This window comes from Paenibacillus sp. Y301 (assembly GCF_059445505.1).
On record NZ_JCAIUL010000005.1, the window covers coordinates 160,465 to 173,109 of the forward strand.

At 41.3% G+C, this 12,645-nt stretch carries 12 protein-coding genes; all 12 read right to left on the bottom strand.

Features of this window, described 5'->3' with window-relative positions:
* Positions 1-64 precede the first annotated feature (64 nt).
* A complete protein-coding gene (dapG, locus tag AC1D69_RS11040; RefSeq protein ID WP_495456210.1) occupies positions 65-1,282 on the bottom strand; it encodes an aspartate kinase in 1,218 nt (405 codons plus the stop codon).
* A gap of 25 nt (positions 1,283-1,307) precedes the next feature.
* On the bottom strand, positions 1,308-2,354 hold the full coding sequence (locus tag AC1D69_RS11045; protein WP_495456211.1) for an aspartate-semialdehyde dehydrogenase: 1,047 nt from the start codon (positions 2,352-2,354) through the stop codon (positions 1,308-1,310).
* A gap of 53 nt (positions 2,355-2,407) precedes the next feature.
* Complete coding sequence (locus AC1D69_RS11050; RefSeq protein WP_495456212.1) at positions 2,408-3,004, bottom strand: dipicolinate synthase subunit B; 597 nt, start codon at positions 3,002-3,004, stop codon at positions 2,408-2,410.
* A complete protein-coding gene (gene dpsA / locus AC1D69_RS11055) occupies positions 3,001-3,900 on the bottom strand; it encodes a dipicolinate synthase subunit DpsA (protein ID WP_495456213.1) in 900 nt (299 codons plus the stop codon). Before dpsA ends, AC1D69_RS11050 begins: the two co-directional genes overlap by 4 nt.
* A gap of 157 nt (positions 3,901-4,057) precedes the next feature.
* Positions 4,058-4,504 carry a dUTP diphosphatase gene (gene dut, locus AC1D69_RS11060; RefSeq protein WP_495456214.1) on the bottom strand — a complete coding sequence of 149 codons (447 nt, stop codon included), beginning with the start codon at positions 4,502-4,504 and terminating at the stop codon, positions 4,058-4,060.
* Positions 4,479-5,747 carry a M16 family metallopeptidase gene (locus AC1D69_RS11065; RefSeq protein ID WP_495456215.1) on the bottom strand — a complete coding sequence of 423 codons (1,269 nt, stop codon included), beginning with the start codon at positions 5,745-5,747 and terminating at the stop codon, positions 4,479-4,481. The genes dut and AC1D69_RS11065 overlap by 26 nt, the downstream gene beginning before the upstream one ends.
* Positions 5,748-5,821: 74 nt before the next feature.
* A complete protein-coding gene (locus tag AC1D69_RS11070; RefSeq protein WP_495456216.1) occupies positions 5,822-6,811 on the bottom strand; it encodes a polysaccharide deacetylase family protein in 990 nt (329 codons plus the stop codon).
* A 157-nt stretch (positions 6,812-6,968) separates the two neighbouring features.
* Positions 6,969-9,053, bottom strand: coding sequence for a polyribonucleotide nucleotidyltransferase (gene pnp, locus AC1D69_RS11075; protein WP_495456217.1), 2,085 nt, complete (start codon positions 9,051-9,053; stop codon positions 6,969-6,971).
* Positions 9,054-9,337: 284 nt separating this feature from the next.
* Positions 9,338-9,607: a 30S ribosomal protein S15 gene (rpsO, locus tag AC1D69_RS11080; protein ID WP_495456218.1), complete on the bottom strand. Its 270-nt coding sequence runs from the start codon at positions 9,605-9,607 to the stop codon at positions 9,338-9,340.
* A 152-nt stretch (positions 9,608-9,759) separates the two neighbouring features.
* Entirely contained in the window at positions 9,760-10,704 is a 945-nt protein-coding gene (locus AC1D69_RS11085) for a bifunctional riboflavin kinase/FAD synthetase (protein WP_495456219.1), read from the bottom strand.
* 41 nt (positions 10,705-10,745) lie between these two features.
* Positions 10,746-11,666: a tRNA pseudouridine(55) synthase TruB gene (gene truB, locus AC1D69_RS11090; RefSeq protein WP_495456220.1), complete on the bottom strand. Its 921-nt coding sequence runs from the start codon at positions 11,664-11,666 to the stop codon at positions 10,746-10,748.
* Positions 11,663-12,640 (bottom strand): DHH family phosphoesterase, encoded by a 978-nt coding sequence (locus AC1D69_RS11095; protein ID WP_495456221.1) that lies wholly within the window; start codon positions 12,638-12,640, stop codon positions 11,663-11,665. The genes truB and AC1D69_RS11095 overlap by 4 nt, the downstream gene beginning before the upstream one ends.
* Positions 12,641-12,645: the final 5 nt, after the last annotated feature.

Sequence of the window (12,645 nt, forward strand, 5' to 3'; positions counted from 1 at the left end):
GAAACTTGACTTCGTAAGCGTAATCCTTAAGTTTCTGTAGGAAACTTGACTTTGTAAGCATTATCTACCGATTCAGCTCAAACTTCGTATGAAGGGAGCGTAAAGATTGAACCATGTCTTCCTTCTTAACTAGCACCCAAATGGTTGTATTTGAATCTGCTGATTGCAGTATTTGTATATTTTCTTCACTTAAAGATTCAACGATTTTGGCCATGATCCCAGGAACGCCGTTAATTCCACCGCCGATAACAGATACCTTTGCGCATCCTGATAAACTCTTCGGTTTAAGACCCATTTCTTGAAGTACAGTCAGCGCACGTTCTGACTCTTGGTCAAATACAGTGTATACCGCACCCGCAGGCGTAACGTTAATAAAATCAACGCTGATTGAATTCTCTGCCATTGATTTAAATACTTTCAATTGAAGATTGCTAGGTCCATCACTACAGTCAACCGTAATTTGAGTAACATTACTCACATAAGCTATACCTGTAACAAATCGGTCCACAACCCCAGATTGAACATCATGGAATCCTTCAGGATGGGTCACGAGTGTCCCTTCATCCTCAGAGAATGTCGAGCGAATACGAACCGGAATTTGGGCTTGCATCGCAATCTCAACGGCTCTTGGATGTATCACTTTAGCTCCTTGATAAGCCATATTACATATTTCAGCATAACTAACATAGGTTAAAGGTTTCGCATCTTCAACAATACGCGGATCTGCAGTTAACACACCATTTACATCCGTATAGATATCTACCATTTCTGCGTGAAGAGCAGCACCTAAAGCTGTTGCAGAGGTGTCACTACCTCCTCTTCCAAGTGTCGTGAAATCACCGGAAGTAGTCTGCCCCTGAAAGCCTGTTACGATGACCACTTTATGACTTTTGAACTCTTCAATAATACGAGCAGGACGAACATCCATAATTCTAGCATTACCGTGATGATCATCTGTCTCAAAACCTGCTTGTGCCCCTGTGAGAACAGTTGAAGAGATTCCTTCACGTTCTAACAAGCTACACAACGTTGTTGCTGAGATAATCTCACCGCAGCACAACAGTAGATCTTTCTCACGATCAGGTAGTGCATCACCATTCTGAACAATCCAATCGAGCAACGTATCTGTTGCGTAGGGTTCCCCACGTCTGCCCATAGCAGAAACAACAACTACTAGATTATAATTTCCATCTAATTCTCTTTTGATATGTGAAATAACATGTTCTCTCGCCTGTGGAGAGGATAAAGATGTACCGCCGAACTTCTGAACTAAGATGCGCATTTCCATTCCTCCATATATCTATACCTTATGAGCGTGCGGAATGTTTAGATACGATAATCTCAGCAATTTGTACAGCATTCCAAGCCGCACCTTTTAAGAGGTTATCGGAAACGATCCACATGTTCAGTCCCCGTTGATGTCCTAAATCCCGTCGTAGGCGTCCTACAAACACGTCTGGTTTACCTGCCGCATCCGTAGCGAGCGGATAGGATTGAGTTGAAGGATCATCAACTAAAGTAATTCCCGGGGAGTTCTCAAGAAGGGTTTTAACTGCATCTATATCATAATCCTGTTTTAATTCCACATATACAGACTCTGAATGACCATACACAACTGGAATACGTACACAAGTTGCAGTCACGTTTATGTTGTCATCACCCATGATTTTTTTAGTTTCATTGACCATTTTCATTTCTTCAAGGGTATAGCCATTATCTTGAAATTTATCAATTTGAGGAATTGCATTGAATGCAATTTGGTGTTTAACCGGAAGTGAGCCTACAGGTAAAATCTGCGGGTCAACCTGATCGCCATTCAATACAGACTTGCTTTGGCGAAGCAATTCGTCAATAGCTTTACTTCCTGCTCCGGAGACTGCCTGATACGTAGACACAATAATACGATCGATACCGTAAGTATCTTGCAATGGTTTCAATGCAGCTACCATTTGAATCGTAGAGCAGTTCGGGTTCGCTATGATTCCAACATGCTCGTCAATCTTCTCCGCATTAACTTCAGGAACAACCAACGGTGTAGTTGGGTCCATTCGATAAGCATTAGTATTGTCTATGCAGACAGCACCATGACGTACCGCATGTGGAGCAAACTCCTTTGTTACATCTCCGCCCGCACTAAATAATGCGATATCAATTCCTTCAAAACTATCAGGGGTAGCTTCTTCCACTACTATATCTTGGCCCTTAAAGTTAATGACAGTGCCTGCAGAACGTGCAGATGACAACAGCTTCAACTTGGCAATTGGAAAATTACGTTTCTCCAAAAGGCCTATAATCTGCTCTCCTACTGCTCCAGTCGCTCCTACAACAGCAACATTAAACTTTTGATTGCTCATTTGCCGTATCTCCCCTTATCTCATTATGACATTTTCTAATTCATTATAAGTGCTTAAGCAAATTGAAACCGTTCGATAATCATAGGTTGTAGCTGTGTTCCAGTAAGTGCGGCATAACATGTCTCAGGAATAAGATCCATCTTTGCTACAAGGGAATTTGGCTTCTGTATAGGATTATCTTGACCAAATGGAACAAAATAAATATTTTTTGTTACCAACAGCTTTGCAATGTTCGCTGCGTTCAGACCTAAACCATCATTGGTTGAAATAGCTAACACCAATGGACGACAGTTACGCATCTGGGCTTTCGCTGCCATTAACACCGGTGAATCGGTCATAGCATTCGCAAGCTTGCTTGTCGTAGTACCCGTGCAAGGCCCGATAACAAGTATATCTAATAATTTAGATGGTCCAAGTGGCTCCGCTCCAACAATTGTAGAAATGATATCATTCCCTGTTATATCTTTCAACTGTTTTAGCCAATTTTCAGAAGATCCGAAGCGCGTATCTGTATTTTGTACCGTATTTGAAACAATCGGCACTACGTTAGCACCTTCGTCTACAAATCGTGATATTTGTGGCATCACTTCTTCAAGCGTACAATGTGATCCTGTAATTGCGTAACCTACCGTTTTTCCCTGCCACTTCATTCTGCATCCCCCCGAATCTTGACTTCTTCCGAAATCAACTGTACCAACGCATTGGCGATGATAATACCCGCCGTTTTGGGAGCAACGATTCCGGGCAGACCAGGAGCAAGAACCGCCTTAATTCCTCGCTTCTCCGCATAACGGAAATCGCACCCTCCAGGGGCTGAAGCAAGGTCAATAATAACTGCGGTTTGGGGCATCTGGGACAGGATTTGTGCTGTGACTATCATAGTCGGAATCGTATTAAAAAGCAAGTTGATATTGCCCACATTTTCCCCCAAATCCCTTGTCATGAAAGGATCCCAGCCCATCTCTTCTGCCCTTGCAAAGTGCTCTTTACTCCGTACTCCTACCCTTACTTTCGCACCTAATCCTTGTAGACTTCTGGCCATTGTAAATCCCGTACGTCCCATTCCCAGAACCATACAAGTCGATCCGTGTATTGTGAAGTCGGTTTGCTGAATGGCCATCATCAAAGCACCTTCAGCAGTAGGAATAGAATTATAGATGGCCACATCATCTCGATTGAGCAGTTCCACAAGATTAATCTCTTGTTCGGCACACATCGTTCTCAAATGTGGTTTTGCTATTCCCGTATATACTGTGCATTCCTTCGATAATGCTGCTATATGCTCCTCAAGAAGATGTAATGGCTCAGAGGAGAACAGCGTCATGACCCTCCCATCCGCGTCACAGCCCACGACAGGCAGTACAAGTACATCCGCTGACTCTAATAGCTCAGTAGATAATTGATCTCTTGTGATGTCTACTAGCTGATCTGTGAGCTCATCAAAACCTACCATGGAGACTAAGGCATCCATCTGTGAACACTTGCGAATTACTTCAATCTGTCTTGCATCCCCGCCTAGGAACACAACTCTAACTCCAGTGAGCATTAGGATGTCGCTCCTTTCACAATTCCAGTACTATATCAGCATGATATGCGAAAGCCTAAGGAGGGGTGATGGATGTGAGGACAAAAAAAGCTTACGAATACCCTCTCAAGGGTATTCGTAAGCTCATTTTCAGGTATAAAATTTTAATTGATAATTATTATTTACCTGTATGTCCGAATCCACCGTCACCACGTACGGTCTCCGATAGTTCATCAACCATTTCCAATTCCACTTGTGGAACAATCTGAAACACCATCTGAGCAATACGTTCGTTCCTAACAATCGTGAACGGCTCATCACCATGATTAATCAGAAGAACTCTAATTTCCCCACGATAGTCCGCATCGATCGTTCCTGGCGTGTTCAAACATGTGATTCCATGCTTAAGTGCTAGTCCACTACGTGGACGAATTTGTGCTTCTAGACCTTCTGGCATCGCAATCGCAAACCCAGTAGGTATTAATTTTCGTTCACCTGGCTGCAATACCACATTTTCTGGAACTGCAGCATACAGATCATACCCTGAAGCTAATCGAGACATTTTTTCAGGAAGTTGAATATCTTCATTTCCTGGTAACTTATTTATTTGAACGTAATGCAACAAAATCATCTCTCCCTATACCTGTAATACTTTTATCTGATGCTCCAACCATGGCTATTGAGGTAGGTTCAGCAAACATTAAATCTAACACTGACTCTACATCATCCATCGATACCTTCTCAATTTTAGCAATCATCTCATCAAGTGAATGATGTTTACCAAGCATGAGCTCATTTTTCCCTAGTCTATTCATACGACTGCCCGTACCTTCTAGACTCAGAATTAGACTACCTTTCAGTTGCTCTTTTCCTTTACGCAACTCATCATCACTTATACCCTTTGTTGCGATATCGAATAGAACTTCTTTCGTAAGGTCCATGACCTCTTTCGTTTGTTTAGGAGCTGTCCCCGCATAGATCGTGAATAGACCATTATCCGCATGGGAACTGTGATAAGAATAAACAGCATACGCCAATCCACGTTTCTCACGTATTTCTTGAAATAAGCGAGAGCTCATTCCACCACCTATGACGTTATTTAACAACACCATAGCATATTGTCTTGGATCTTCAATTGAGCAGCCTGGGAACGACATACATATATGATTCTGTTCCGTTTTCTTCTTATGGAATACAACATTACTGTGGAACTTAGGAACAGCGATTTCAGTCTCTTTTCCATGAACCTGAAAGTCACCAAAGTGGCGTTCTAATAACTCCACAAGATGTTCATCAATGTTCCCCGCTACGCTTATTACGGTGTTCTCGATCGTATAGTGCTGATCCATATATGAGCGAAGATGACTTGAATTCATTCCTTCAAGAAGTTCCCTTGTTCCTAAAATAGGGTACGCCAATGGATGATCACCATACACTGCTTTCGCCATCAGGTCGTGTACAATGTCATCTGGTGTATCTTCATACATCGAAATCTCTTCGAGAATAACATTCTTTTCTTTCGATAATTCTTGATCATCGATGTTAGAGCGAAAGAACATATCTGCAAGGACGTCTACCGCAATAGGCAAATGTTCATCTAGTACTTTGGCATAATAACATGTGTATTCTTTAGATGTGAAGGCATTCACATTGCCACCAATGGCATCAAATTGTTCCGCTATATCTTTTGCATCGAAACGTTCTGTTCCCTTAAAAAGCATATGCTCAATGAAATGAGAAACACCATTATTCTGGAGATTCTCATACCTCGAACCTGTTTTCACCCATATCCCGAAAGAAACGGAACGGCATGTTGGAATTTTCTCCATGACTACTCTCAGGCCGTTACTAAGTTTTATTTTTTCCATCCGATGGCCCTCCTATTATGCAACCTAAGATACTTCGTATAAATGCATTCCTTATCGTACCAAAAAAATCAGCTTCACTCAACTAACCGCTCTAATACTCGATCTGAAGAGAGCGTCTCGCTTATCGTCCCTAAACTCAGACCTTTAGCTCTAATGCCTTGGATCATCCCTTGTAACGCCTGAGAGGAGGAGGATGTAGGATGCATCAAAATTAGATACCCTGGTTCAACCTTACTAGATATTTTCTTCACAACGGACTGCGGCGAGGGATTTTGCCAATCGACAGTATCCAACGTCCACAAAACAGTAAACATGCCTAGCCCCTTTGCAATTCGGACCGTATCACTATCGAAATCTCCTGAAGGTGGTGCAAACCATTTCTTTTCTACACCTAATTCATCCTCTAGAATTTTCTGAGTTTTACTTATTTCTTGAACAGCTTTTTCTTCACTCAACTGACTCATGTTTGCATGAGAATAGGCGTGATTGGATAATTCATGGCCTCTTTTTTGAATTTCTTTGGCCAGTTCTATATTACTCTTTAACCATTTCCCGTCAAAAAAGAAAGTCGCTTTTACTTTTTCCTGATCTAGTGTATTTAGCATCGGTACAATAAATTCATTACCCCAGGCCACGTTGATCATTAAAGATACCATCGGTTTAGATGGGTTACCTCGATAAATGGGTTGTACTTCAAGATCACTAAGCCCAACCTTCGGAATCAGTTGACGATATTTGTATGTAATCGAATTTGAATTCCCTGCAGTTTTGGCCAGCTTGTACGTTTCATCCACGTCTACTTCCACTCCATTATATCCAGGAATGGCCTTCCATACCCGATCAACGATAGCATCTACTGGCTCTATCTTTGTACTCTCAGCTTTTTTCTTGATTTCAAGATATAAGGGATCTTCTTCTGGACTATTGTCTAACCGTAGCGACACCTCTTGTGATGGTGTGCCATCTCGTCCATTTTGTATAAATTGTTTAACGCTACCCAACTGAGTAATTCCGATCACAATCGTAAAACAAGCAAGCAGAATAGCGAACTTTCTCGTATTCATGAAATATTTCATCTCCCTTGTCACCTTTGTCCCATCATATGAACAGAACAAATGGAATATGAATAGAGAGATGAATTTAAAAAAAGAGCCAGAATATAAAGCTTTCTGTCTCTTTTCTCTCATTTAAAACATGTATGAACCTATTTGTGATCAACGATTAAACAGTCAATGTTGCTTTACGTGACAAGTTAATTCGTCCTTGTTGATCAATTTCGGTTACTTTAACCGTGATGGAGTCACCAATAGCAATAACATCCTCACATTTAGCAACGCGTTCCGTTGACAATTGAGAAATATGCACAAGACCTTCCTTATTCGGAAGAATTTCAACGAATGCACCAAACTTCTCAATACGTTTAACCGTACCTACATAGATTTCGCCCACTTCAACTTGGCGAACAATACCTTCAATGATAGCACGTGCTTTTTGATTCATTTCTTCGTTAGTAGAAGCGATGAACACTCGGCCATCTTGTTCAATATCAATCTTAACGCCCGTTTCTTCAATGATTTTGTTGATGATTTTACCACCAGCACCAATAACATCACGAATACGTTCAGGATTAATATTCAACGTCATAATTTTTGGAGCGTACTGAGATAGACTTGTTCTTGGTTCAGCAATAGCTGCTACCATTTTGCCTAGAATGAACAAACGTCCTTCTCTAGCTTGATTCAAAGCATCTTGCAAGATTTCACGGCTAATTCCATCAATCTTGATATCCATTTGAATAGCTGTAACACCAGCTGCGGTACCTGCAACCTTAAAGTCCATATCACCTAGGTGATCTTCCATTCCCTGAATATCCGATAGGATTGAAACATGTTCATCATCTTTAATTAGACCCATAGCGATACCAGCAACAGGTGCTTTAATAGGAACACCAGCATCCATCATAGCAAGAATACCTGCACAAATACTCGCTTGTGAAGTCGAACCATTAGATTCAAGTACTTCGGATACAAGTCGGATTGCATAAGGGAATTCAACTTCTGAAGGAAGGACCTTAGCCATCGCACGTTCACCCAATGCGCCATGTCCGATTTCGCGACGACCTGGTGGACGTAGAGGACGTGCTTCTCCTACGCTGAATGGAGGGAAGTTGTAATGGTGCATGAAACGTTTGGATTCCTGTGGATCAATACCATCAAGAATTTGAACATCACCAAGCGCACCAAGAGTACATATACTAAGTGCTTGTGTTTGTCCACGTGTGAACAGACCTGTTCCGTGTGTACGAGGTAGAATATTGGTGTCACATTCAATAGGTCGAATTTCTTCCAATTTCCGTCCATCTGGACGCACTTTATCATGCGTAATCAAACGGCGAACTTCTTCTTTTACGATATCATGCAGAATTTCTTTAACATCTTTCATCAGTTCCGGTGTCTCTATGTACTTTTGTTCAAAGAAAGTTACCGTTGCTTCATTGATTTGATCAATGGCATCCTGACGCGCATGTTTTTCCGATATTTTGACAGCATCTTTAAGTTGTGCTGCAGCATATTCACGAACTTCTTGATTAACGCTGTCGTTCACGGCATGAAGCTTAACTGCCATTTTCGGTTTACCAGCTTTTTCTGTCAATTCATTGATTGTTGCAACAATTTTCTTAATCTCATCGTGACCAAACATGATCGCTTCAAGCATAACTTCTTCAGGCATTTCATTTGCTTCAGCTTCAACCATCATAATGGCATCTTTTGTTCCAGCAACAACCAAGTATAGATCACTTACTTCTTGATCTGCTACGTTAGGGTTAATGATGAACTGCCCGTCTTTACGACCAACTGCAACTCCACCAATAGGACCACTAAAAGGAACATCAGATATGCTAAGCGCTGCTGAAGTACCGATCATCGCAGCAATATCAGGAGCACAATCTTGATCTACGCTCATCACTAGATTAGCAACTTGTACATCATTACGGAAACCTTCTGGAAACAATGGACGAATAGGGCGATCCGTTAAACGACTAGAAAGAATAGCCTTTTCACTTGGTCTACCTTCACGTTTAATGAATCCACCTGGGATTTTACCTACAGCATATAGTCTTTCCTCATAGTTCACCGTAAGTGGGAAAAAGTCTAAATCCTTTGGTTCATTTGAAGCCGTTACTGTACACAGAACGACTGTTTCTCCATAACGAACCATGACTGCTGCATTCGCTTGTTTGGCAAAACGTCCTGTTTCTAAAATCAAGGTTCTTCCGCCTAATTGCATTTCAACACGATTTTCCATGAAATCCCTCCTTTTTTTCTATCAGTATTTCCTATTATTGATATTTCATATAACAATACACAAGAAGAAACGGCCACACCTTTCTTCATCAAAAGTTTGAACTTTTGATGCCAGTGATACAATGTATCACTTCAGGTTTCCGTTTCTGTGATCAATATAAGAAAACATTACTGTAAAAGACTTGTATTTCCTTATATTTTAAAAGCAACCCGGCTGCCCCGCAGTCACTCCTAAAAGGACATACGGTAAACAACCAGGCTGCATTTAGTAAGATTATTGGATTATTAACGGCGCAATCCTAGTTTCTCGATCAACGCACTATAACGTCTAACATCCTTATTCTTAAGGTATTTCAACAACTTACGACGTTGACCAACCATCTTCAACAATCCACGACGAGAATGATGATCCTTCTTGTGTGTCTGAAAATGGCTAATTAGGTTCGTAATGTTCTCCGTAAGAATAGCGATTTGCACTTCTGGTGATCCAGTATCGGACTCATGAGTTTTGTGCTCTGCAATCAATTGGTGCTTACGTTCTTGAGTTAATGCCATTGCTATTCACCTCCTTCAATTATAATCGCCGTTAGCCTCGTTACCGTTGGTGAGATCGCGTAACCAAGCTAAGGTTAGATATCACTGTCTCCAATGACGTTAATTAGTATAGCACACCTGTTTGCAAAAAGTAAATGTCTTGTACCCCTAACTTATTCCGACGCTAATAATTGCTCAGCTTGTTTTGCATCTAACTGGATCTGAGTAATTAATTCCTGTACAGAAGAGAACTTCCGTTCTTCACGCAAATAATGTACAAGTTCTACAGTCAATTGCTCACCATACAGAGTTTCGTCAAAATTAAATAGATGCACTTCATAACTAGGAGCAATTACTTTTTCATGAAAAGTTGGTTTAACGCCTAAATTCATAACCCCAGGAATCCATCTATCCTGGAAGAATGCACGAATAGCATACACGCCTTTGACTGGAACGACATATCGGTCATCCAATTTCAAATTTGCTGTAGGAAATCCGATTGTGCGACCTCGCTTCTCACCATCAATCACAGTACCTCGCAATTGATAATAACGTCCGAACCAATCATTGGCTTGTTGTAAATCCCCTACCTGAAGTGCCTTACGTATGGATGAGCTACTCACCTTCTCACCTTTTAACAGGAAAGCTGGAATAACTTCTACCTCCATTACTCCCTGCCCCAATTCACGAAGCAATTCCACATCTCCTAATCCTTTGTACCCGAAATGGAAATCGAAGCCAACAACAACCGTATCGATATGTAGTTGAATAAGTACATCCGTGAAGAACTCCTGTGGGCTTACGCGAGAAAAAACTTCATTAAACTGTGCAACATACATCGTATCGACACCCATATCTGCAAGTAATTCCTGTTTGATTCTAAGGGGTGTTAAATAACCTTCATAGTCCCCTTTACCCATTACATCTTTAGGATGTGGATTAAAGGTTACTACAGCCGATGGAATCCCCTTCTCTTTCGCTAAGGAAACAGCAGACGAAATGACACTTGTATGTCCTACATGAACTCCATCAAATTGTCCTATAGCCACAACCTGTGAACCTGGACGATCACACAGCATTTCGGACGAGAGTGGATAAGATAACATAACAGTTTTCACAACTATTCACCTGCAATTCCGTTAGATAGCCTAATTTCCGATTATGATTCCTGTAAGAACACTTTCACAGGAGCGATAGCCCCCGTCTCTTCTTGTTTCTGATATATACCTAGAAATCTTCCCTTAACATCATACAGACGAATCGGGGTTTCACTAGTCACATCAGGTGTTACAGATTTATATGAAAGTCGTTGACCTTGGATCGCTGCTGATGTTTTCTCTTCAGAGACCGTATGTGCTGGCAATTGAGGTATGGCCTGATCAACGGGTATTAAATGCGAGTCAAGTGTTCCCTCTTCCATACATCGCTCAATGTCTTCAAAAGTTAAACAGTGTTCTGCATCAATTCCTGCTGACTTCGTTCTCTCTAACTTGACCATAACAGAAGGTAGTCCCAGAGCACGACCAATATCTACACAAAGCGTTCGGATATACGTTCCTTTTGAACATAAAGCTCGAAAAGAAAGTTCAGGGTAAGGGCCATCCCATGAAGTGTCAGTCATTTCAATTTCATAAATTGTAACCTCACGACTCTTACGTTCCACCGTCTTACCTTCTCGTGCCAATTCATATAACCTTTTACCGTCTACTTTCACAGCTGAGTACATTGGAGGAACCTGAGATATAACTCCTTTAAAAGAATTCAATACCTGTATTACATCTTCCTTAGTAACAGAAACAGAATCGACTTGTTCGATAACCTTACCTGTCATGTCCTCGGTATCGGTAGCCATGCCAAGACGTAGCGTAGCGTGATACTCCTTAGGAAGCTCTTGCATATATTCAACCACACGTGTAGCTCGACCCAGACAAAGTGGTAATACACCGGTTACTTCAGGATCTAACGTCCCTGTATGTCCGATTCGCTTCATCTTCACAATACGTCGAACTTTTGCTACCACATCATGTGATGTGAACCCAGCTGGTTTATAAACAGCTAATATACCCTCTAGATTACTCATAATAATTGTTTCACCCGTTCTATGACTTGTGGAATAATCGTATCCAAAGTACCTTCTATGCGACACCCAGCTGCCCGCACGTGACCTCCACCACCAAAACTTTGTGCAAATGCTGCAACATCAACATTTCCAGCGGATCGTAAGCTCACCTTAACAGCATTCTCGTTGATCACCTTAAATAGAATTCCCACTTCTACCCCTCGAATATTTCGAGGATAGTTCACAATACCTTCTAAATCTTCATTAATCGCTTCACATTCCATCATATGTTCAGGTGTAACGTGAACCCAACTAATGCGACCATCTGGTGTCATTTCAAGTGTACTAAGCGCCTTAATCAATACTTTCATTTGAGAAGGAGTCATTTCTTCTAATAAGTTCTCAGAAAGTTCTGGACCATTCACACCATAAGTAAGTAATTCCGAAGCAATTGCCATCACTTTGGGGGATGTATTTGAATAACGGAATCCACCTGTATCGGTGAGCATCCCTGTATATATAGCTGTAGCAACCTCTTGTGTCCAATCGAAATCAAATCGATTGATTAAATCAAATAAAATCTCTGCTGTTGCAGCTGCATCCGTTTTTATTAGATTCACATGTCCATAACCATCGTTGGTTGGATGATGATCCACATTTAGCATTAGGGCATCCTCAGCAAAAAATTGCTTCGTTAAACCTACCCTTTCAAAATCAGCGCAATCCACACAAATAATATGCTGAAACATACGTGTAGGAGGATTAATCTCCATATTAAGAATCGTATCTGACAGCGTTAGAAAATGCATACGTTGTGGAATGGGACCTTCATTAAGCAGTGTGAATTTCTTCCCTAGACATGAGAGAAGCCAGCCCACGGCTACCGTGGAACTGACTGCATCTCCGTCTGGCTGAACATGCGACACTACAAGAAAATCATCATGCTTGAGCAAATATCCCTTTGCTTCATCAAGACATTGTTCGTAGGTCTGCATAGCCG